Below are 22,159 nucleotides of genomic sequence, written 5' to 3'. Positions count from 1 at the left end.
GCTGCGACGCCGCCTTCGGAAGGTCTCCGACCTGCGGTTACTTCCGGGTCACCCAGCGCACGGGCTAGGGTTCGCAGAGCAGTCCCGTGGCATGTGACGCAGAGAACATCTGGCCGCAACCCTCTATTCGAAAGCCGTACTGGTGGGTAACGTCCGGGCAGTCCACTACCCCCCTTGCCTGACCATGGACCGCAGCCGACGCAGCGCCCCTCGAAGACGCGGCGGCGCCGGCGCCCGACGAGGAGCAGCAGTCTTGCGCGAGTTCAGCCTTCCGGCCCTCTACGAGGTCCCTGCGGACGGAAACCTGACGGATCTCATCCGCCGCAACGCCGCGCAGCGCCCCGATGTCGCCGTCATCGGACGCAAGGTCGACGGCCGCTGGGAGGACGTCAGCGCCGCGGCCTTCCTCGCGGAGGTCCGGGCCGCGGCCAAGGGGCTGATGGCCTCCGGTGTGCGGCCGGGCGACCGGGTGGGGCTGATGTCCCGCACCCGCTACGAGTGGACGCTGCTGGACTTCGCCATCTGGAGCGCCGGCGGCGTGACCGTGCCGGTCTACGAGACCAGCTCGGCCGAGCAGATCCAGTGGATCCTCGGCGACTCCGGGGCCGTCGCCTGCGTGGTGGAGACCGCGGCGCACGAGTCGGCCGTCGCGTCCGTGCGCGACCGGCTGCCGGACCTGACGCAGATCTGGCAGATCGAGGGCGACGCCGTCGAACGGCTGCGGACCGCCGGCGAGGGGCTGAGCGACGAGGAGGTGGACGAGCGCAGCGCGCTCGCCAACGCCGACTCCCCCGCGACCATCGTCTACACCTCGGGCACCACCGGGCGCCCCAAGGGCTGTGTGCTCAGCCACCGCAGCTTCTTCGTGGAGTGCGGCAACGCCGTGGAGCGGCTCAAGCCGCTGTTCCGCACGGGCGACTCCTCGGTGCTCCTCTTCCTGCCCACCGCCCACGTCTTCGGGCGGCTGGTGGAGATCTCGGCGGTGCTGGCGCCCATCAAGCTCGGCTGCGTCCCGGACATCAGGAACCTGACGGACGAGCTCGCCGCCTTCCGGCCGACGCTGATCCTCGGGGTGCCGCGCGTCTTCGAGAAGGTCTACAACGGCGCGCGGGCCAAGGCCCAGGCCGACGGCAAGGGCAAGATCTTCGACAAGGCCGCCGACACCGCCATCGCCTACAGCCGGGCCATGGACAACCCCGCGGGCCCGTCGCTGGGCCTGCGCATCAAGCACGCGATCTTCGACCGGCTGGTCTACGGCAAGCTGCGCGCCGTCCTGGGCGGCCGGGCCACGCACGCGATCTCCGGGGGCGCGCCGCTGGGCGAGCGCCTGGGCCACTTCTACCGGGGCATCGGCTTCACGGTCCTGGAGGGCTACGGCCTCACCGAGACCTGCGCGGCCACCGCCTTCAACCCCTGGGACCGGCAGAAGATCGGCACGGTCGGGCAGCCGCTGCCCGGCTCGGTCGTGCGGATCGCCGACGACGGCGAGGTGCTGCTGCACGGCGAGCACCTCTTCCAGGGCTACTGGAACAACGAGACGGCCACCGCGGACGCCATGGTGGACGGCTGGTTCCACACCGGGGACCTGGGCACGCTCGACGAGGACGGCTACCTGACGATCACCGGCCGGAAGAAGGAGATCATCGTCACGGCGGGCGGCAAGAACGTCGCCCCGGCCGTGATCGAGGACCGCATCCGCGCCCACGCCCTGATCGCCGAGTGCATGGTGGTCGGTGACGCCCGCCCGTTCGTCGGCGCGCTGATCACCCTGGACGAGGACTTCCTGCCGCGCTGGCTGGCCGACAACGGCAAGCCGGCCGGCACCACCCCGGCCGAGCTGGCCGGTGACCCCGAGCTGCTGGCGGCCGTGCAGAAGGCCGTCGACGACGGCAACGCGGCGGTCTCCAAGGCGGAGTCGGTCCGGAAGTTCCGCATCCTGCCGGCGCAGTTCACGGAGGCTTCCGGCCATGTGACGCCGTCGCTGAAGCTGAAGCGGAACGTGGTGGCGAAGGACTTCGCGGACGAGATCGAGGCCCTCTACCGCGGGTAGCGGCTCCCCTTACCGATTGCCCTCTTACTGATTGCCCTCAAGCGCCGGGCGGGCTCGCTGAGCCTGCCCGGCGCCGGCGTTTCACAGCAACAGCTTCAGGCGGTCGGCCAGCAGGTCCCAGCGCCACTTCTCCTCCACCCACAGCCGCCCCCGCTCGCCCATGCGGGTCCGCAGCGCCTCGTCACCGAGCAGCGTGACGATGCGGTCCGCGGACTCCTCGGCGGAGCCGCCCCGCACCACATAGCCCGTCTCCCCCTCCAGGACGGCGTCCGGGGCGCCGCCGGAGTCGCCGGCCACGACGGGCAGGCCCGTCGCCGACGCCTCCAGGTAGACGATGCCGAGCCCTTCGACGTCCAGGCCGCCCCGGCGCGTGCGGCAGGGCATCGCGAAGACGTCACCGGCGCCGTAGTGGGCGGGCAGCTCCTCCCAGGGGACGGGCCCGGTGAAGCGGACCGCGTGGGCGACGCCGGTCTCCGCGGCCAGCTTCTCCAGGTCCTTGCCGTACGGGCCGCCGCCGACGATGAGCAGCACCGTGTCCGGCACGGCCGCCAGGATCCGGGGCATGGCCCGGATCAGGGTGTCCTGGCCCTTGCGGGGCACGAGCCGGGAGACGCACACCACGACGGGCCGGCCGCTGAGGCCGAGGCGGGCGCGGACCCGCTCGCCGCCGGAGCCGGGGTGGAAGGTCTTCTCGTCCACGCCGGGCGGCAGTTGCACCATGCGCGCGGCGGCCTCGTCCGTCAGCGCGGCGGCGATGCGGGAGCGGGTGTACTCCCCCAGATAGGTGATTGTGTCCGTCGCTTCGCCGATCTTCCGCAGCAGCTGCCGGGAGACGGGCAGCTGGGCCCAGCCGGCCTCGTGCCCGTGCGTCGTGGCGACCAGCCGGCGGGCGCCCGCCCGGCGCAGCGCGGGGGCCATCAGGCCCAGCGGCGCGGCGGCCCCGAACCACACGGAGGTGCAGCCGTGCTCCCGCAGCAGCGCGGTCGCCCGCCGGGTCACCGCCGGGGTGGGCAGCATCATCGTCGTCCGGTCGCGGACGACCGTGAAGGGCTGCTCGGCGTCGAACCGGGCGGTGGCCTCGGCTCCTTCCCGGCCGCGCTTCCACGTGGAGGCGTAGACGACGAGATCGGCCGGGTCCAGGCGCAGCGCCATGTTGTGCAGGAACGCCTGGATACCGCCGGGCCGGGGCGGGAAGTCATTGGTGACGATCAGGGTCTTGTCCATCGCGCCCGACAGTACCGGGTGCCCCGGAGGCGGCGATCGGGCGGCAACGGGGCCGCGTACCGCCACGTCACCGCTCCTGGGCGGCCCGGGCGGGCATCATGCCTTGCAGTAGCGGCGCGCGGTGGGCGTGTAGGACCGTGAAGGACGAGGTGAATGATGGCGGGCGCTGGATTGCGGCTCTCGATCGCGGTGTGGGCCGTCACCCGGGCCGTGCTGTTGATGTGTGTGTTCCGGGTGTGGGTGATGCCGGGGTCGGACGTCTCCGTCGACATCGAGGTGATCTACCAGGGCTGGTACGGGGTGCTGAGCACCGGCACCTTCCCCTACGACGACGTGACCTGGCAGTACCCGCCGGCCGCCGCGCTCGCCGTGCTCGCGCCGGGGCTGCTGCCGTTCCTCGACTACGCCCCGGCGTTCTTCGTGGTCTGCTTCCTGGCGGACGCGGTGGTCCTCACGCTGCTGCTCTACTCGGTGCGGGGCAGGCGGCGCAGTGCGGCGGGGGTGTGGGTCTGGGTGCTGGGCGTACCCCTGCTGGGGCCGATCGTCTATGCCCGTTACGACGTGATGGTGACGGCCGTCGCGGTCGCGGCACTGCTGGTGGCGGGGCGGCGGACCCGGCTGGCGGGTGCCCTCATGGGGTTCGGCGCGCTGCTGAAGGTGTGGCCGCTGCTGCTCCTGATCGGCTCGCCGCGCGGCCGCCGCACCCGTTCCCTGTGGAGCTCGGCGCTGCTGACGGCGCTGGCGCTGGGGCTGCTGTTCGCGGTGACGATGCCGGGGGCGCTGGCGTTCCTGACGTTCCAGCGCGACCGGGGCACGGAGGTGGAGTCCCTGGGGTCGCTGATCTTCCACCTGGGCCGGCACTTCGGGTGGCACGGTCACGCGCGGCTGAACTACGGCTCGGTGGAATTCCTCGGCCCGTACGTCCGCACGGTGAGCCGGCTCGCGCTCGCCCTGAGCGTGCTGGCCTTCGGCTGGCTGCTGGTGTGGCGCCTGCGGGCCCGCCGGTTCACCGAGACGACCCTGTGCGACGCGGCGTTCGCCGCGGTGCTGCTGTTCACCACGACCAGCCGGGTGATCAGCCCGCAGTACGTGGTGTGGCTGATCGGCCTGGCGGCGGTGTGCATGACGATGCGGGCGACGCGGCAGGGGCTGCCGATCGCGCTGGTGCTGCTGGCGGCTCCGCTGACGCAGCTGGAGTTCCCCATCTGGTTCTCGCACGTCGTGGCCAGCGACAAGCTGGGGGTGGCGACGCTGACGCTGCGCAACGCCCTGCTGGTGGTCGCGACGCTCATCTCGTGCACCCGGCTGTGGCGGGAGACGGTGAAGGACCCGGACGTGACGGGAGCGCCGGACGACCCCCCGGCGGAGAAGGAACCGGCCCTGACGACCCGCTGACCGGGGGCCTCCGGCCCGGCCGACCACCCGGCTTTCAGCCGCGCGAGCGCGGCCCCCGGGGGGGCAGCACCCCAACAGGGACGAGCCCCACCACCGACGGCCGGCACCGGCTCCGTCGGCGGACGCCCCCGCCCGCCACCTCCCGCGGCCCCGGGCCCACCCCGGCGCAAGCGGGCCGGCAGCCACCGAGACCCCGCCGGCTCCCGCTCCCGGCCGGAGGCCCGTCAGCTCGCCCCGGCGGCAGCACCCCGACAGGGGCGAGGGCCCGCCTCACCACGAACGGCCGACACCGGCTCCGTCGGCACGAACGCCCCCGCCCGCCACCTCCCGAGGCCCGGGACCCACCCCGGCGCAAGCCAACCGGCAGCCACCGAGACGCCGCCGGCTCCCGGTCCCGGCCGAAGGCCCGTCAGCTCGCCGCCGGGGAGGCAGCGCCTCAACAGGGACGACCCTCACTACCGACGGCCGGCACCGGCTCCCTCGGCATGAACGCCCCCGCCCACGACACCGCCCGCCACCTCCCGTCACCCCAGCCCGCCCCGGCGCAGGCCGGCCGGCAGCCACCGAGACCCCGCCGACTCCCGGTCCCGGCCGAAGGGCCCGCCGGCTCCCGCCCCCGGCCGGAGGCCCGTCAGCTCAGTTCCGCCGTCACGTACGCCCGCCACTGCGCGGTGAACTCCGCCTCCGAGACGCGCAGGACCTTGCGCAGCGCCGCCGGCACCGCGCCCGCACGGCGGTCGTGGCCGCCCACCTCGCGGTAGAAGCGGGCGAGTTCCTCCTCGCCCCACCGCTCCGCGATCAGGCGGCACGCCAGCCAGCCCTCCTCGTAGGCGCGGGCCAGCCGGCCGGACTCCCCGGCGAAGCCGAAGGCCGCGTCCTCGGGCAGTTCCCGGGCCTGGCGGCCCTCGGCGACCGCGCGGGCCAGCTCGGGCGCGGCCTGGCGGGCGGTGCGGCCGGTACCGCGGTAGGCGACCCAGTCGGCGAAGCCCTCCGAGAGCCACAGCGGGGTGGCCGCCGAGGTCAGGGTGCGGGTGGCGACATGGGCCGTCTCGTGGGTGAGGACGACCTGGCGGCCCGCCTCGCCGAGCGTCCCGTACGCCTCCGGGTTGACGATGATCCGGTCGGCGGGGGCCGCCCCGGAGCGGCCGACCTCGCCGGTGGTCACGGCGGCGATGCCCCGGTACTTCGCCACGGAGGAGTCCAGCAGGGCGGCCATGCGTTCCACCGAGGCCGGCATCTCCACCACGACCCGCCCGGGCCAGGCGGTGCCCCGCGATGCCTCGCGCACGGCCGGCACGGCCCGGTCCGCGAGCTCCGCTACGGCCCCCAGCCGCGCCCGGTCCTGGCCGACGCCGAGGACGAGGCTGCGCGCGCCGCGGACGACGGTGACCGGGCCCTGCTGCCAGAGCTGACGCCCGCCGCGCCGGGTGTCCTCGGCGGCCACGTACCACCGGCCGGCCCGGCTGACGAGCGTCAGCCGGGCCGTCGTGGTGACGGGGGCGGCGTCGTACCCGTCGAGGCGGTAGCGGAGTTCGGCCTCGACGGCGATCCGGCGGCCGTCGCCCTGGGCGGGAGCGAACCCGCCGGTCCGCACCAGCCGGTAGTCCCAGGACGCCAGCGGCACGGCGGCGAGGTTGGCGAAGACCCGGCGCTGCTCGGCGCGGTAGCCGCCCGCGGCCGGGTCCACGGCGTCCAGGAAGGCGCGCTCGTCACGGCCGCGTACCGCCTCGGCCCACCGGTCCAGCAGGGCCCGTACGGAGGCGTCCTGCCCTCCCCGGTCGCCGGCGAGGCCCACGGCGCCGCACCCGCTCAGGGCCGGGAGCGCGAGCAGGCCCGCCGCGAGCCCGTACGCCGCCCGGCGCACCGGTCCTCGCCTGTCGCCGGGGCTGTCCCCGCGTCCGCTCCACCACCACCGGCCCGTCACGCCCCGCATCGTACGAGCCGCGCGCCCCGGGGCGTGCGCTCAAGGCGCGCTCATGGCCGGGTGACGGAGGAAATCGGCATCATGTTGGCCGGGTCGTAGCGCACCCGCGCCCCCGGGTAGGGCGCGTGCACCACCTGTCCGTTGCCCACGTACATGCCCACGTGGCTGGCGTCGCTGCGGTAGATCACCAGGTCGCCGGGCTGTGCCTCGGACAGTGACACCTGGCGGCCGGCGCCGCGCTGCGCCTGCGAGGTGCGCGGCAGCCCCACCCCGGCCCTGCCGTACGCCCATTGCATGAGCCCCGAGCAGTCGAAGGCGCCGGGCCCGGTCGCCCCCCAGGCGTAGGGGGAGCCGACGGCGGAGCGGGCGGCCATGGCCGCGGCGGCGCCCCGGGCGGAGCCGGCGGAGAGCGGGGGCAGCCCGGCGAGGGATCCCTCGGCCCGGCCGCCGTCGCCGCCCGCGCGGGAGGCCCTCGTGTACGCCTCGCGGTCCGCCTGCGGCAGGGCGTTCAGCAGCTTGCGGGCGGTGGCGAGCTTGCTCTCGACCTCCCGCTTGTGCCGCTCGACGGCCTTGCGGCTCTCCTCCAACTGCGCCAGCACCCGCACGGCCTCGGCCCGCTCCTGGCGCAGGCCGCGCTGTGCCTCCAGGAGCGCCTTGAGCTCCCCCGCCTGACGCCCGGTCACCCGGTCCAGGACCGCGGCCTTCTCCAGGTAGCCGTCCGGGTCCGAGGAGAGGAGCAGCTGGATCGCCGGGTCGACGGCGCCGGTGCGGTACTGGGCGGTGGCGATCATGCCCAGGGACCGGCGCATCCGGTTGACCCGCTCCTGGCCGCGCGCGACCCGGTCGGTGGCCCGCTCGACCTTCTTGCGCAGGCCGTCGGCCCGCTCGTCCGCCGCGTTGTACTTCTCGGTGGCCTGCTCGGCCTCCTCGTAGAGCCGGTCGACCTGGGCCTTCACCGTCCCCGGTGCCCGGGAGTCGCCGCCGGGACGGGCGTCGGCGGGTGTCGTCAGCGTGGCCGCCGCGGTGGCCACGGCGGCGGACATGACGGTGACCCGGACGGTCTGGGTGAGACCGGACTGCGCAGAACGGCGATGGGACGCCACGGGTTGCCGCACTCCCTTCCACTGTGTGCGGCCCCTGCCGCCCGGGAACGGGCGGACGATGCCCCGGGCGCCGCGCGCCAGACAGTAGCGGCGCGCTCACCCCCTGTTCAAAGACCGCGCCGTGCGGGAATGCCGACGCCCCGCCGACAGACGCAGGTCACCGGCGGGGCGTGGAGTCAGCGGCCGTCCTCGGGATTCGCCCGAACGGGCGGCACGTCAGCCATTCGGCCCAAGGCGTGCCGTACGGGTCAGCCGATGCGGACGCCGAACTGGAAGGGCATGTTGCTCATCGGCTCGTAGCGGACATTGGTGCCGGAGCGGGGGGCGTGCAGGGTCTGGCCGTTGCCCGCGTAGAGGCCGACGTGGTGCAGGTCGCCGTAGAAGATCACCAGGTCGCCGGGCTTGAGCTGGCTCTGGTCGTAGATGCGGGTGCCGGCGTTGGCCTGGTCCTGCGAGATGCGCGGCAGGGTGACGCCGGCCTGCGCGTACGCCCAGGAGGTCAGCCCCGAGCAGTCGAAGGAGCTCGGGCCGGTCGCGCCCCAGACGTAGGGGGTGCCGATCTTGCTCTGCGCGGCGGAGAGCGCCCCGGCGGCCCGGCCCGAGGTCGGCAGGTCCTTGCCGAGGTCGGGGCGGCTGCTGCCGGCGGAGCGGTCGGCGCGCGAACCGCCGCTCTTGGCGCCTTCCTTGCCCTCGGCGCCCCCGGCCTGGTCCGCGCCGACGACCTCGGCGCGCTCCTTGGCCGAGAGGGTGTTGAGGAGCTTCTGGGCCTCGGCGAGCTTGCCCTGGACCTCGTCCTTCTTCTCCCCCAGGGCCTTGCGGGTCTCGGCGAGGTCCTTGAGCTTGCCGGTGGCTTCCTGGCGCTGCTGCTTGAGCGTCCGCTGCTTCTCGGCTATCTGCTTGAGCGTGTCGGCCTGCTTGGCGCTGAGCTGGTCGAGCGTGGACGCCTTCGCGAGGTAGGTCTCCGGGTCGGAGGAGAGCAGCAACTGGAGGGAGGGGTCGATGGCGCCGCTGCGGTACTGGGCGGTGGCGACCGAACCGAGGCTGTTGCGGAGCTTGTTGAGCTCCTCCTGGCCGCGGGCCACCTTGTCCTGGAGGTCGCCGACGGACTTGTCCAGCTTCTCCTGCTTCTCCTTGGCCCCGTTGTACTTCTCGGTGGCCTGCTCCGCCTCTTCGTAGAGCTTGTCGACCTTCGTCTTGACCTCGGACTTCGACGGCTGGGGGTCGGCGCTGGCGCCCTGGGCCGAGAGAGCGACGGCCGCGGCGGCGGTCGCGGTGAGGACGGTCACGCGGGCGCGGCCCGGCTGCTTGGGACGACGGTGGGACGCCACGGAGACGAGCTCCTTCTTCCTCGGCCGCCTGGCACGCGAATTCCGCGGTTCCGGCGGGACCTTCACCGTCACCCCGAATGGATGATCTACCGCGCGAAGGTTCGAGGCCCGACCTTAGTGAGCTTCATGTGATCCGTTCAAATCCTCATGAGAAAAATCTCGCCCCACCCGCACATCCTTTACCAACACCACACGGTCGGTACGGGCCGGCCCGCTCATCGGTCACCTGTGGTGACCTCGAGGTGACCTCAGGTGCGAGCGAGCCGCTTCAGCAGCAGCGCCGAAGCGACCGGCCGGGCCCCGGCCTTGGCGACGCCGTCGGCCACCTCACGGTCGGTGGAGACCACGACCACCGGACGGCCCACCGGCTCCGCCCGCACCAGCTGACGGATCAGCTCGTCGGCCGTCACCCCGGGCTTGCTGAACAGCACCCGCACCCCGCGCGGCGGCGCGAGCAGCACGGGCGCGGCCAGCTCGGCGCCGTCGAAGACGCAGGTCATCTCCGCGCCCGTCTGGGCGGCCAGCATCGCGAGGCCGCCCAGCAGCCGCAGCCGCTGCTTGTCCAGCGGCATCGTCGGATAGCCGGTCTTGGTGACGTTGTAGCCGTCGACCACCAGGTGAGCCTGCGGCAGGGCCAGCAATTGGTCCAGCAGCGCCGGGTCGGTCTCCGACAGGGCGCGGGCGGCGATGTCCTTGGGCGTCATCCGGCCCGGTTCCACCGCGTCGACCGTGTCGGCGGGGTGCACGGAGACGGGCGGCAGCGCCAGCTCGCGCCGCAGCCCCTGCGCCGCGTCAAGGACCGTGTCCAGCAGCAGCCGCAGCCGCATGTCCTCCACGCTGCGCCCCTCGCGCACCGCCCGGCGGCTCGACTCCAGCGCCGACTCCGCCTCCGACAGCCGCGCCTTGAGCCGCCGGGCCTCGCCCAGGGCGGCCGTCTTCTCGGCGGCCCCGGCCGCCCGCACGGACTCCAGCTCCGCCTGCGCCTTGCGCAGCGCGGCCTCGCCCCGGCGCACGTCGCTGACGGCGCTGCGCAGCTTGCGCTGCAACGCGTCGGCCTCCTTGCGCGCGGCGTCCAGCTCGGCGCGGCCCCGCTCGGCGTCCGCGCGCGCCTCGGCACGGGCCGCGGCCAGCTCCTCGCGCAGCCGCTGCAACTCGCGGCGGGCCTCCTCGCCGGCCCGCTCGGCGCCGGCCCGCTGGGCCTCCTCGCCCGCGGCCGTGACCAGCTTGACCCAGCCGGCGGGCCGCAGCACATAGGCCATGGCCGCCACGTCCTCCGGGTCCGCGGCGGCGGGCGGCGAACCGGCCTCCAGCGCCTCGGCCAGCTCCGAGCCCGTCTCCCGCAGCCGGGCGGAGATCCGCTGCCGGAACGCGGCGTCGTTCTCCACGGCCGCGGCCATGGCGTTGCCCGCGAACTTGGCCCGGCGGCTGGGGGTGAAACGGGCGTACTGCCGCAGCGCGGGAGGGAGTTCCGAGACCGTCAGGCCGCCGAACGCCTCGGCCACCAGGCCGATGACCCGGCGCCTGACGCCTTCGGGCAGCGCGCGGTCGAGCACCTCGGCGACACCGTCGGACCCACCGGTGTCAGCAGGGTCACCGGTCGCCTCCGTGCCGCCCGTATGCTCAACCACCGCTCATTGCTCCCGTTCTTCAGGCGCTCGCGCCCGGCCTGTCCACCAGCTCGATCTGATCGACGGCGTTGCACCAGCGGCAACGCACGGACTCGATCGTCTCACTGACCACGTCGCGCTCCTCCACCTGCGGCTCCCCGGCCAGGTCGAGGTGCACGTACTCGACGGCCTTGGTCGTGCGCGTCACGTCGAACCGGGTGAGGTTGCCGCACAGCGCGCAGCGCCACCGGGTCTGCGTCGTCGGCTGGGGAACGCCCATCGTGTCGCCGTCCGTCCTTGTCGAGGTTCCTCGCGCTCCGCCCGCCGGACGCCGGGGAGCGCGCCGTGGAGCGCGCGGAAGTGCTCCCCGTAACCCTACGGCCTGATGGTCATGCGGTGCCCGGACGGCGGCGGTCCCGCCCCGCGTCCGTCGTGGGACGGCGGCCCGGCGAGGCGCTCTGTACGGTTGCGACCGGTACGCCATGATCTGCTCATGACCGGAAAGGCAGTGCGTCAGGGCCCCTTGGTCACCTACGTCCTCATCGGCGTCTGCTGCGGCGTCTTCCTGCTGGGCCCCGCGTCCGGTTTCACCTCCTCCTACGGCGCCGGCACCGAGCTGCTGGCCGCGCAGACCGGCTACTTCGAGCGCTGGGGCGTGGTGCCCGGCGAGCTGTGGAGCGGCGCCGCGGACGAGCTGCCCACCCCGTTCACCGCGCTCTTCGTGCACGGCAACTGGCTGCATCTGCTGGGGAACATGCTCTTCCTCCACGTCTTCGGCGCCATGGCCGAGGAGCGCATGGGCCGGACCGCCTTCGCGCTCTTCTACCTCGCCGCCGGGGCGCTGGCGCTGCTGGGCTACGCCGTCGCGCACACCCACTCCGCCCAGACGCTCGTCGGCGCCTCGGGGGCGATCTCCGGGGTGCTCGGGGCGTTTCTCTACCTCTTTCCCCGGGCCCGCGTCACCAGTCTCTTCCCCTTCCTCTTCTTCCTGCCGCTCCGCTTTCCCGCCTGGGCCGTACTGCTGTTCTGGTTCGTCCTGCAGTGGCTGGCCGCCCGCACGGCGGGCGACCGGCCGGGGGTCGCCTATCTGGCCCACGTCGTGGGGTTCACGCTCGGCTTCCTCTACGCGTGGGTCCGCTACGGGCGTGCGGCTAAAGTGAAGGGCGCAGCCCCGTCCGGCGACGGGCTGCCGCGCACGCCCGGGGGGCCGCCCCCGACCCCCGATAGGAGCCAGCCGTGATCACTTCGATCGTGCTCATCAAGACCGACATCGACCAGATCCCCGAGATCGCCCAGAAGATCGCCGCCATCGAAGGCGTCAGCGAGGTCTACTCGGTCACCGGGGCGCACGACCTGATCGCGATGGTCCGGGTGGCCCGCCACGACGACCTGGCGGACGTCATCCCCGGCCTGATCAGCAAGGTCCCCGGGGTGGCCTCCACGGAGACGCACATCGCCTTCCGCACGTACTCGCACCACGACCTGGAGGCGGCGTTCGCGATCGGCCTCGACGCGTAGCGCCTGCGGCGGGCTTGCCGGAAACCAAGGGGGCCTGGGGCGGGCGCCCGTACGGACTGCCGTCCGGGCCTCGCGTCTGCGGCGAGCGGCCGTCGGAACCCCGGGCCCCGGGGGCCTGCCCCATGCTCCGGACGGCGGCCGTGCCGAGCCTCGGCCGGCACGCGGCCAAGCGCCCCACCCGGCGCGCCGTGCGCCGCACCCGCAACTCCGGGCGGGCTCCCGGAACTGAGCCCACCGCGGCCGTACCGGCCTCGCGTCTGCGGCGAGCAGCCTCGTAGGGGCGGGCACTCCGGCGACAGGGCCCCCGGCGCGTCGGCTGACGAGGTCAGCGGCGTCCGCCACGTGGCGGCGGCCGTACCGTGGGCCGCTACTCCCGGCAGGTTCGGTTCCCGCGGTCGTACCGTCGCCAGCCGCCCGGCGGGCCGCGGCGCGCCGCAGCCTCCCCGGGCCGCCCGCCCGGCACCGCCCACGACAGCGAGCCCCGCCACACCTGACGGTACGTCCAGCCGACCAGGACCCGGCTACGTCCCGCCCAAGTTCGGCCGCGCTGCCCAGTACCCCGGACGAGCGCCCGCCACCCGGCACCGCCCACAACAACGGGCCCGGCGCGCCACACCAGCTCCGGCAGCACGCCCCGCCCTCGGGCGCACGCCCTCCACCCGGCGTCGCCCAGCGACAGCCGACCCCGCCACGTCGCCGGCCCCGTCACGTCACACCTGACGGCCCCCGGCCGCCGAGGCTCGGTCTTGGCCGACAAGGTCCCGCAGGCCCCGGGCTCACGACCGCCCGGCCGCCAGGCCGCCAGGCCGCTACGCCGGCACGCACCGCCCGTTCTCCGTGCGGTAGTTCCAGCGGGCACCCTCGCGCACCAGCTCGCCCACCGCTCGGACGAACCGTGTCACGTGCTCGTCCGGGGTGCCCGCGCCGAAGCTGACCCGGATGGCGTTGAGCGACTGTCCCGCCTCGGGGGCCCCGCACTCCCCCGGCTCGTCCGGGGTGCCGCCCAGCAGGGTGCGGACGAGCGGGTGGGCGCAGAACAGGCCGTCGCGGACGCCGATGCCGTACTCCGCCGACAGGGCCGCCGCGAAGTGCGAGCTGTTCCAGCCCTCCACGACGAAGGACAGCACGCCGACCCGGGGCGCGTCCTCCCCGAAGAGGGAGAGCACCCGGACCCCCGGCACCCGGGCGAGGCCCTCGCGGAGGGTCGCCACGAGCTGCCGCTCGCGCTCGACGAGCCGGCCGAAGTCCGCCTCGGTGAGCGCCTTGCAGGCCGAAGCGATGGCGTAGGCGCCGATGACGTTGGGGGAACCCGCCTCGTGCCGGGCGGCCGTGTCGTGCCACTCGACGGCCACGCCGCCGCCGGGGCCGCGGGTCACCGCGCGGCTCGCGCCGCCGCCGGCCAGGTAGGGCTCGGCGTCGCGGAGCCAGTCCGCGCGGCCGGCCAGCACCCCGGCGCCGAAGGGCGCGTACAGCTTGTGCCCGGAGAAGGCGACCCAGTCGGCGTCCAGCTCCGCGATGTCCACCGGGTGGTGCGGCGCGAGCTGGGCGGCGTCGACGACGATGCGGGCGCCGTGCGCGTGGGCGGCCGCGGCCAGCTCCCGCACGGGCCACAGCTCACCGGTCACGTTGGACGCGCCGGTCACGCAGACCAGCGCCGGCCCGTACGGCTCCCGCCCGGCCAGGGCCCGCTCCAGCGTCTCGACGGCCTGGCGCGGTGAGCGCGGCGCGTCGAGGTAGGTGACCTCCACCCCCGCCCGCCGCTCCCAGGGCAGCAGCGCGGCGTGGTGCTCGGTCTCGAAGACGAACACCCGGGTGCCGGGCGGGAGAACGGTCGCGAGGAGGTTGAGGGAGTCGGTGGTCGAGCGGGTGAAGACGACCTGGTCGTCCTCACGGCAGCCGAGGAACGCGGCGACGTCGGCACGGCTGTTCTCGAACAACTCGGTGGACAGCTGGGAGAGATACCCGGCCCCGCGGTGCACGCTGCCGTAGTACGGCGCGTAGGCGGCCACGTCGTCCCACACCCGCTGGAGCGCGGGCGCGCTGGCGCCGTAGTCCAGCGCCGCGTAGGTCACCTCGCCCCCGGTGACCAGCGGGACGCGGACGTCGCGGCCGAGGACGGGCAGGGGCGCGCAGACGGCGGGCTCGGCGGCAACAGGGCATGCGGACATGGCGAATTCTCCTGGATGCAGGCGGAAGAGGTGCGTATGCGCACGCGCGGGAAACAGGGGCGCCGCGTGCGGAGTACCGACTCGACACACGGCGTGGCCGTGCGGAGTTCAAGGGAAACGGGCCGTAGGCCCTAACGCATTCGCTGAATCACTGAAGAGGCTCCCTCGACAACCAGGACCCCTGGTGAGGGATCCGCGCTTGCCGCAGACCTCGCTGCCTGCGGCCCGGTCATCACCCGGGGCACCCCGCCACGGAAGGAGGGTTGCCGGACAGCAAGCCGGGGCCTGAACGCTGTCACTCGTGACCTGGCGGCGAGTATGACACAGGTATGCGGCAGGCGCACCACATGTCCGCCGCCAGCTTATCGCGGGGCCCGTCACCGACCTACCGCCGGACCGACCGAGAATCAACCAAAAACTGTCCATCTATGCCCGGGCCACGCCGGTCGGCCGTGGAAATCAGCGGCAATGTCGCCCATTACCGACAGCGAACACAAGCCATTGCGGAATTAACCATTCCACTATGGGTTTAACCACTTCGTGACCTGACCGTCATCGAACCGTTACATCCATGATCGTAGAGTCGTTCGCATCTGGAACAGCAACAAGAACAAGCCAGAGACCTTGGGGGCGGTCATGTTCATCTATCCATGCATTCATTTGCATCAGGCCACACTTGCGTGCATGACCGGCAATACGGGCGGAGACCGCTCGTGAGCTCTACGCGCATCGTCGATGTAGTGAATTTCATGCCCGAGCGAGTGGTGCGCAACAGCGACCTCGCCCGCGCCGAAGACGGACTGAGCGACCACGCCTTCTTTGCCGGCGTGAATGAGCGGAGATTCGCTTCGCCGGATTACACGTCCGCCGAGCTCGGCATCGAAGCGCTGAACAAGCTGCTGGGCCGCAACGACGTGCGCGCGGACGAGCTGGACCTGATCATCGTCTCGGCCCAGTTCAACGACACCTTCTCGCCGGGCGTGGGAACGGCGATCCAGCACGGGGTCGGCGCGACCTCGGCCGCCGTTCTGCACGTGGAGAACGGCTGCTGCTCGTGGGTCTCCTCGGTGATCACCGCCCGCGCCTTCATCGACTCCGGCCAGTACAAGAAGATCGCCGTCGTCACGGTGACCAACTTCGTGTCGCGGCTGGAGGAGTTCCAGAAGTCGCCGGAGTCCTTCGTCCTCGGGGACGGCGCGTCCGCGACCCTGCTGACCGTCGGCGAGCCGACCGTCCTCTCCGTGCACGAGCAGGCGTTCGGCGAGAACTGGGCCGCCCTGCGGGTGGAGCCGGACGCGGTGGACGGCGTCGAGCTCCCGCACTGGGAGCGCGGCAGCGGGCCGCTCACGGTGAAGTTCAGCCCGAGCATGCTCGCCCGGCTGTGGGCCGTGACGATGGAGTGCCTGCCCACCGCCATGGCGACCGCGCTGGACAAGGCGGGCCTGACGAGCGACGACGTCTCCTGCCTGATCACCCACCAGCCCAACGAGAAGTACATCGCGGAATGGCGTAAGCGGTGCGGCATCGACGACGCCCGCACCCATGACACGCTCAGCCATTACGGGAACATGTTCCAGAGTTCCCTCCCGGTCACCCTCGCCGACGCACTGGACAAGAAGATTATTTCTTCCGGCGATGTGATCGCTTTTGCCACTTTCACGCATGGCGGGGAAATGGTGTCTTCCATGGTCCTGCGCTGGAACAGCTAGTTCCCACTAGTGCCCACTAGTTCCCACCGGAACAGCTAGTTCCCAGCAGCAAACCAAAAACAATTCTTGCTCAGGAGTAAATGATGGCTGCCCGCATGCCCGATGAGTCCGGTCTTGCCCAGAACTACCAGCTCGACAACTCGGATCTGCTCGAACTGGACCTGGTGTGGAACGAGAACACCGGTCAGGACGAGATGATGAAGCTGATGGAGGGGATGACGAAGGAGAGCTACTCCCACGAGGAGATATTCGGGCAGTACTGCCCGCTTTCCGAGCACATCGACGTCCCTTACGACATCGTATTCGAGTACTGCGCCAACGCCCGCTCGCTGGAAGAGTGGACGTACAGCATCCGCAACATGAAGCACCTCGGCGGCGGGCTGTACCGCGCGGACGAGATGATCCAGCCCAACACGGACATCTACATCCGCTCGGACGCCCAGAAGGGCCCGGAGCAGGGCCTCGTGGTGTACCCGTGCGCCTGGGACCAGGGCCAGGAGCTCTGGATGCGCTACTACCTGACGATCATCGACTCGGCCAAGGTCTTCAACAAGCCGGGCACCGTGGTGCTGTGGAGCAACTGCAAGCACCCGTACTACGACCGCGCGACGACCGACGTGCCGGACTACATCGCCAAGGGCCGGGCCCGCACCGACCGCGTGTGGGTGGGCGACATCTGGCCGATGTTCCACGCCGGCCACTCCATCGAGATGGGCAACCTCAAGAAGATCCTTGAGCACCGCTTCGGGTCGGAGTCGCAGCGCTAGGGGCCGGCACCGGCTCTTCAGCTCACACGGGGGGAAACATGCGGATCTCTGACGCGCTCGTCACCGCGCTGCGCGAGCTGGACGCTCGCTACGTCTTCGGCGTCAGCGGGGCGAACGTCGAGCACATACACGATTCCATCGACCGGCTGGGGGCCGGACGACTGGAAGCCGTTCTCAGCAAGCGCGAGGACGGCGCCGCCTTCATGGCCGACGCGCGGGCCCGTGTCCACCGGACACTGGGCGTCTGCTGCGCGACGTCCGGCGGCGGAATGATGAATCTGGTCGCCGGACTGGCCGAGTCCTACGCCGAATCGGTGCCGGTGTTGGCCCTGGTGGGCCAGCCGCCCGCCGCGCTGGACGGACGCGGGTCCTTCCAGGACTCCTCCGGCATCGGCCGGTCCGTGGACGCGCTGCCCATGCTGAGCGCGGTGACCAAGAAGACCGTGCGGATCTGTGACGCCGACCTGTTCTGGGAACAGCTCAGGGACGCGATCACGACCGCTCTGACCGGGCGGATGGGGCCGGTCGCCCTGCTCCTCCCGAGGGATTCGTACGAGTTGGAGGTGGGGCCGCTCCCCGCCGACTGGCCGCGGGACTTCCAGGAGTTCGTCCAGCCCGAGCCGGTGGACAGCGAGGCCGTGGACGAGCTGTTCCGCCGGCTGCGCGCCGCCACCGCCCCCGTGCTGCTGCTGGGCCACGGCGTACGCCGGTCCTCCGCTCCGGACGCCGTCCTGCGGTTCGCCCGTCAGGCGCGCATCCCCGTGGTGACCACCATGGGCGCGCGCGGCGAGTTCCCGAACGACGACCCGCTCCACTTCGGTGTCGTGGGCGCCGGCGGGCACCCGTCCGCGGCGGCCTTTCTCCAGAGCAAGGCCGACTTCATCGTGCTGGTCGGCACCGGGCTGGCCATGATGACCCGCAGCGTGCTGCACGGCTGGGACGCGCGGCACGTCGCCACGGTCAACATCGACCCCGGCGAGGTGCTCAGGTCGGCCCTGGCCGACACCGTCGTCCAGGGCGACGCGGGGGTGGTCTTCGAGCGCCTGCTGGAGCGGCTGGACGCGGACCCGTTCACGGTGCCGCCTGTCGGGTACGAGCTGACCCGGTTCGTCCCCCGGCTGGCCGAGCCCATACCGGGCAGGGCGCCGCACGCCGAAGGCGGCCTGCTGCAGAGCGAGGCCGTCGGCATCCTGGAGGAGCACCTGCCCCGCCAGGGGCACCTCCTCTACGACGCCGGCAACTGCAGCGTCGCCTCCATGCACTACTCGTCCGTCCCGCCGGGCTCGTCCTCGACGATCGCCCTGGGCATGGGCGGCATGGGGTACAGCATCGCCGGGGCGATCGGAGCGCAGCTCGGGACGGCCGAGGGGACCCGCACCGTGGTGTTCTGCGGTGACGGCGCGTTCCTGATGAGCGGTCTGGAAGTCCACACCGCGGTAGAGCTCCGGCTGCCCATCCTGTACGTCGTCTTCAACAACGGCATGCACGGCATGTGCGCCACCCGGCAGCAGACGTTCTTCGATTCCCGCATCACGGCCGTGGACTACACACCGGTCGACGTGTCCACCCTGTCGAGGGGCCTCGGCGGCCCCGACCGGCTGTGGGTCGGCAGCGCCGGAACCGCCGCGGAGCTCACGGAGCTGCTGGCGGACTACCGCGAGCACGCCCATCTGACGGGCGTGCTGGAGCTCCGCCTCGAAGCGGAGGAAGTCCCGCCCTTCGCGAGCTTCCTGCCGGCGGACGAGCCCACCATGCCGGTGCGCTCCTCGCGGTGGACGGCCTCCCCGGCGCACCTTTCGGCACTGATGGCACCGGCCTGACCCCAGGCCCCTGTGCCCGCCCCACCCCACCCCGCGCGGTGTGGGTTCTCCCGCCGTGCCCCGGTCGCGGCAACACCCAACCGATCTGCAGAAAGAATCAACATGACTGTGCACGAGCTCGATCTCGCGGGGATCACGGATTCCGGACTGCGCGCGGACTACCTCAAGAGCTCCAGGCTGTTCCGCGAGATCGGCCGGGGGCGCTTCCTGGGCCGCTACATGTTCCCCGCGGCCAAGCGCCCCTACTTCGACGTCTTCTTCTCGTTCGTCTGCTACGTCGACGACCTCGTCGACGACGTCAACCGCTCCACCGAGGTGCGGGCCCAGCGGCTCGACGAGTGGGAGCGCGCCTACCTGGCGGCGGTCAAGGGCGAGACGCTGGAGGTGGAGGGCCCGCCGTCCGGCGACCAGGAGACCGACTCCGCCCTCTCCCGCGCCCTGGTGCACATGATGCGGACGTGGGACCTCCCCTACGACCGCGTGCCGGAGTTCATCCAGGCCCAGCGCGAGGCCCTCACCACGTACGAGTACGCGACGTACGACGACCTCGACGGGTTCCTCCAGAGCGTCACCCTGCTGCCGGCCACCTGGATCAACGGGCTGTTCGAGCCGCTGTCGGCCGAGGCCGAGGAGCTGTGCAAGCACACGATCACGGCCTTCCAGCTCCTGGACTTCATCTGGGACGTGCAGGAGGACCTGGAGCTCGGGCGGCTCTACCTGCCGGTGGAACACCTGACCAAGTTCGGCCTGGACAGGGGCGACCTGATCCGTGAGGTCGGCAGCGGCTACACCAGCGACGCCGTCCGCGAGCTCATGAAGTTCGAGATCGAGCGGGCGCGCAAGCACCTGGACGCCGGCCGCAGCTGGGGCCGGACGCTCCACCCGACCTCGCGGAAGTTCGTCGAGCTGGACATCCAGACCCACCAGGCGATGGTCACGGACCTGGTGAAGGACGACTACGCCTTCTTCAACAAGCCGAAGAAGGGCATCGGCTTCAACTCGGCGGTCATGGTGCCGCGCACGGCCGCCGCCGCCGCACGGGCCGCGAAGGTCAACCGTCAGGCCGAGCGGGACGGTTACCGCATCCGCCGCCCCTACTCCCCCGACGCCCTCTGAAGCCCTTTGAAGCACACGGAGCACACGCCATGACACGAGCCGCGGTCATCAGCGGGCTCGGGGCGTTCGTTCCGCCGCGCGTGGTCACCAACGACATGCTCGCCGCGGAGCTGGACACCTCGGACGAGTGGATCAGGACCCGTACCGGGATCAGCCGGCGGCACGTGATCGACCCCGGGATGAGCACCGGGCACCTGGCCACCGAAGCGGGCCGGCGCGCGCTGGCGTCGGCGGGGGTCACCGGGGTGGACGCCGTGGTCCTGGCGACCAGCACCCCGGACCGGCCGTGCCCGGCGACCGCTCCGCTGGTCGCCACCCGGCTCGGGCTCGGCGGGGTCGCCGCCTTCGACGTGGCCGCGGTGTGCACGGGGTTCGTGTACGCCCTGGCCACCGCGGCGGGCCTGATCGCCACCTCAGTCGCCGACACCGCCCTGGTCATCGGCGCGGACACCTTCTCGACCATCCTGGACCCCGCCGACCGGACCACCCGCGTCATCTTCGGCGACGGCGCGGGTGCCGTGGTGCTCCGCGCGGGAGACCGGGCGGAGCCGGGTGCGCTGCGGGGCTTCGACCTCGGCAGCGACGGCGAGGGCGTCGACCTGATCACCGTCCCGGGCGGCGGCTCCGAGGAGCGCTCCCACGGGGGCGCGCCGGCCGCGTCCGAGAGCTACTTCCGGATGGAGGGGCCGCAGGTCTTCACCCGGGCCGTACGGCACATGGCCGGGTCCGTGCGGAACACCCTGGAGAAGGCCGGCTGGAGCGCCGAGGACGTCGGCCTCCTCGTCCCGCACCAAGCGAACGTGCGCATCCTCGACACCTGCGCCCGGCAGCTGGGAATCCCGGCGGACCGGGTGGCGAAGAACATCGACCGGGTCGGCAACACCGTGGCCGCCTCCATCCCCCTGGCGCTCGCCGACGCCGCGGCGAACGGCCTGCTCAAGGCCGAGCAGCGGGTGGTGCTCACCGGGTTCGGCGGCGGCCTCTCCTGGGGTTCGGCGGCCCTGACGTGGCCCGAGCTCGACTCCCGCGGAATCAACGACCTCCAGCACGAGAAGTGAGAGAAGAGCAATGGAAGCACTGAACAGCAAGCTCGAGGCCCTGCTCGACGAGACGTTCCCGAAGTCCACCGCCGCGCTGGTCGGGGGCTCGACCTTCCAGGAGGCGGGCGTGGACTCCATGGGCGTGGTCGAGTTCATCATCCTCATGGAGCGCGCCTTCGGCCTCCCGACGCTGGACGGCAACGAGCTGACCGGCACGTCGACCTTCCAGGACGCCGTGGAACTGCTGAAGTCCAAGGGTGCCGCGACCGCGTAACCCCCGCCCCCGCCCGACCCCTTCAGCCGCCGTCGGCACCTGACGCCGACGGCGGCTTTGTCACTGGTTCTCTCATTCCCGGAGGGTCGCATGCACCACTTCCTGGCACTCAACGAAAACCCTCTGCCGCCGCTCGCCTCCGTGGCCGCGGAGATCGCCCGCACGGTGGACGGGGTGAACAGATACCCGGAGTTCTTTCCGGAACGGCTGAAATCGTCCATAGCCGGCTGGCTGGGGGTTCCGGAGGCTCAGGTCGTCGTCGGCGCCGGATCCGTCGGGGTGGCGCTGCAAGCGCTCCAGGCCCGCGTACGGCCCGGCCGCGGGCTGGTGTACGGCTGGCGCAACTTCGACGCGTATCCCTTGCTGGCGCAGATGACGGGCGCCGAGCCCGTCCAGGTGCCGCTGCTGCCCGACGGCCACCAGGATCTCGTCGCCCTGGCCAAGGCGGCCGTCGACGCGGACGCCGTCATCGTGTGCAATCCGCACAACCCGACCGGTCAGCTGCTGGACGCGGCCGAGCTCAAGGAGTTCGTCGCCCTGGTCCCCTCCGACACGCTGGTCGTCCTGGACGAGGCGTACATCGAGTTCGTGGCGGAGGCGGAGCGGCCCGACGCGCTGGCCTGGATCCGGGAGTTCCCGAATCTGCTCGTCCTGCGCACGTTCTCCAAGGCGTTCGGCCTCGCCGGCATGCGGGTCGGCTACGGCGTGGCGCATCCGGACCTGGCCGCGCGCGTCAACGGCTTCCAGCTGCCCTACTCCATGAGCTCCCTGTCCCTGGCGGCGGTCGAGAGCTCCCTCCGCGCCGAGCAGGAGCTCCAGGAGCGGGTGCGGTTCATCGTCGCGCAGCGGGACGAGGTGTTCCGGGCGCTGGGCGACGGGGGCTGGCGGGTCCTGCCCAGCCACACGAATTTCCTCTGGCTCGACGAGCCGGACCGGGTCGAGCAGATCCGGACCCGGCTAGAGGGCGCCGGCGTCACGGCCCGCTATTACCCCGGCGAAGGGGTGCGGCTCACCCTCGGGGACCAGGCGTCGAACGCCGCCGTGCTCACCGCGTTCACGCAATAGCGGCCTCGGGGAAATCCCCGAGGCCGCTGTGCGTCAGTTCACGGGCCGGCC

18 protein-coding genes and 1 riboswitch are annotated in these 22,159 nt (G+C 72.3%); of the genes, 11 read left to right on the top strand and 7 right to left on the bottom strand.

Annotation, left to right across the window (positions count from 1 at the left end):
• Nucleotides 1-253 precede the first annotated feature (253 nt).
• Nucleotides 254-2,050: an AMP-dependent synthetase/ligase gene (locus ABZ951_RS14225; protein ID WP_344091567.1), complete on the top strand. Its 1,797-nt coding sequence runs from the start codon at nt 254-256 to the stop codon at nt 2,048-2,050.
• Nucleotides 2,051-2,131: 81 nt separating this feature from the next.
• Here ABZ951_RS14225 and ABZ951_RS14220 read toward each other — a convergent pair whose 3' ends face one another.
• On the bottom strand, nt 2,132-3,274 hold the full coding sequence (locus ABZ951_RS14220; protein WP_344091564.1) for a glycosyltransferase family 4 protein: 1,143 nt from the start codon (nt 3,272-3,274) through the stop codon (nt 2,132-2,134).
• A gap of 156 nt (nt 3,275-3,430) precedes the next feature.
• Here ABZ951_RS14220 and ABZ951_RS14215 point away from each other — a divergent pair, with 156 nt between their 5' ends.
• Complete coding sequence (locus ABZ951_RS14215; RefSeq protein ID WP_344091601.1) at nt 3,431-4,669, top strand: glycosyltransferase 87 family protein; 1,239 nt, start codon at nt 3,431-3,433, stop codon at nt 4,667-4,669.
• Between the two features lie 631 nt (nt 4,670-5,300).
• On the opposite strand, the gene ABZ951_RS14210 is transcribed toward ABZ951_RS14215, so the two are convergent.
• From ABZ951_RS14210 to ABZ951_RS14190, 5 genes are all read right to left on the bottom strand, one after another.
• A complete protein-coding gene (locus ABZ951_RS14210; protein ID WP_361279926.1) occupies nt 5,301-6,482 on the bottom strand; it encodes a hypothetical protein in 1,182 nt (393 codons plus the stop codon).
• 161 nt (nt 6,483-6,643) lie between these two features.
• Nucleotides 6,644-7,696, bottom strand: a complete 1,053-nt coding sequence (locus ABZ951_RS14205) for an NlpC/P60 family protein (protein ID WP_344091562.1) — start codon at nt 7,694-7,696, stop codon at nt 6,644-6,646.
• 248 nt (nt 7,697-7,944) lie between these two features.
• Nucleotides 7,945-9,024 carry an NlpC/P60 family protein gene (locus tag ABZ951_RS14200; protein WP_344091559.1) on the bottom strand — a complete coding sequence of 360 codons (1,080 nt, stop codon included), beginning with the start codon at nt 9,022-9,024 and terminating at the stop codon, nt 7,945-7,947.
• Between the two features lie 248 nt (nt 9,025-9,272).
• On the bottom strand, nt 9,273-10,577 hold the full coding sequence (locus tag ABZ951_RS14195) for an NYN domain-containing protein (RefSeq protein ID WP_361279924.1): 1,305 nt from the start codon (nt 10,575-10,577) through the stop codon (nt 9,273-9,275).
• 94 nt (nt 10,578-10,671) lie between these two features.
• Complete coding sequence (locus tag ABZ951_RS14190) at nt 10,672-10,911, bottom strand: hypothetical protein (protein ID WP_344091557.1); 240 nt, start codon at nt 10,909-10,911, stop codon at nt 10,672-10,674.
• A 213-nt stretch (nt 10,912-11,124) separates the two neighbouring features.
• Here ABZ951_RS14190 and ABZ951_RS14185 point away from each other — a divergent pair, with 213 nt between their 5' ends.
• Nucleotides 11,125-11,871 carry a rhomboid family intramembrane serine protease gene (locus ABZ951_RS14185; protein WP_344091555.1) on the top strand — a complete coding sequence of 249 codons (747 nt, stop codon included), beginning with the start codon at nt 11,125-11,127 and terminating at the stop codon, nt 11,869-11,871.
• Nucleotides 11,868-12,149, top strand: coding sequence for an Lrp/AsnC ligand binding domain-containing protein (locus ABZ951_RS14180; protein WP_344091553.1), 282 nt, complete (start codon nt 11,868-11,870; stop codon nt 12,147-12,149). Before ABZ951_RS14185 ends, ABZ951_RS14180 begins: the two co-directional genes overlap by 4 nt.
• Nucleotides 12,150-12,958: 809 nt before the next feature.
• Here ABZ951_RS14180 and ABZ951_RS14175 read toward each other — a convergent pair.
• Nucleotides 12,959-14,317 carry an aminotransferase class V-fold PLP-dependent enzyme gene (locus tag ABZ951_RS14175; RefSeq protein WP_344091551.1) on the bottom strand — a complete coding sequence of 453 codons (1,359 nt, stop codon included), beginning with the start codon at nt 14,315-14,317 and terminating at the stop codon, nt 12,959-12,961.
• Nucleotides 14,318-14,507: 190 nt separating this feature from the next.
• Nucleotides 14,508-14,624, bottom strand: a riboswitch (SAM riboswitch).
• 442 nt (nt 14,625-15,066) lie between these two features.
• Here ABZ951_RS14175 and ABZ951_RS14170 point away from each other — a divergent pair.
• The 7 genes from ABZ951_RS14170 (at nt 15,067) to ABZ951_RS14140 (ending at nt 22,108) form a co-directional block, all read left to right on the top strand.
• Nucleotides 15,067-16,026: a 3-oxoacyl-[acyl-carrier-protein] synthase III C-terminal domain-containing protein gene (locus ABZ951_RS14170; RefSeq protein WP_344091549.1), complete on the top strand. Its 960-nt coding sequence runs from the start codon at nt 15,067-15,069 to the stop codon at nt 16,024-16,026.
• Between the two features lie 95 nt (nt 16,027-16,121).
• On the top strand, nt 16,122-16,793 hold the full coding sequence (locus ABZ951_RS14165; RefSeq protein ID WP_344091547.1) for a hypothetical protein: 672 nt from the start codon (nt 16,122-16,124) through the stop codon (nt 16,791-16,793).
• Between the two features lie 38 nt (nt 16,794-16,831).
• The gene (locus tag ABZ951_RS14160) at nt 16,832-18,613 is read left to right on the top strand and encodes a thiamine pyrophosphate-binding protein (RefSeq protein ID WP_344091544.1); all 1,782 of its coding nucleotides are present in this window, start codon (nt 16,832-16,834) and stop codon (nt 18,611-18,613) included.
• Between the two features lie 102 nt (nt 18,614-18,715).
• On the top strand, nt 18,716-19,729 hold the full coding sequence (locus ABZ951_RS14155; protein WP_344091542.1) for a squalene/phytoene synthase family protein: 1,014 nt from the start codon (nt 18,716-18,718) through the stop codon (nt 19,727-19,729).
• Between the two features lie 29 nt (nt 19,730-19,758).
• Nucleotides 19,759-20,787 (top strand): beta-ketoacyl-ACP synthase III, encoded by a 1,029-nt coding sequence (locus ABZ951_RS14150; RefSeq protein ID WP_344091540.1) that lies wholly within the window; start codon nt 19,759-19,761, stop codon nt 20,785-20,787.
• 10 nt (nt 20,788-20,797) lie between these two features.
• On the top strand, nt 20,798-21,043 hold the full coding sequence (locus tag ABZ951_RS14145; RefSeq protein ID WP_344091538.1) for a phosphopantetheine-binding protein: 246 nt from the start codon (nt 20,798-20,800) through the stop codon (nt 21,041-21,043).
• 90 nt (nt 21,044-21,133) lie between these two features.
• Nucleotides 21,134-22,108: an aminotransferase class I/II-fold pyridoxal phosphate-dependent enzyme gene (locus ABZ951_RS14140; RefSeq protein ID WP_344091536.1), complete on the top strand. Its 975-nt coding sequence runs from the start codon at nt 21,134-21,136 to the stop codon at nt 22,106-22,108.
• Nucleotides 22,109-22,159: the final 51 nt, after the last annotated feature.

It is taken from the genome of Streptomyces sp. NPDC046215, from assembly GCF_040646215.1.
Lineage (GTDB): Bacteria > Actinomycetota > Actinomycetes > Streptomycetales > Streptomycetaceae > Streptomyces > Streptomyces stramineus.
Note: the sequence above shows the minus strand (reverse complement) of the source record. Positions and strands in the feature narration are given on the sequence as shown.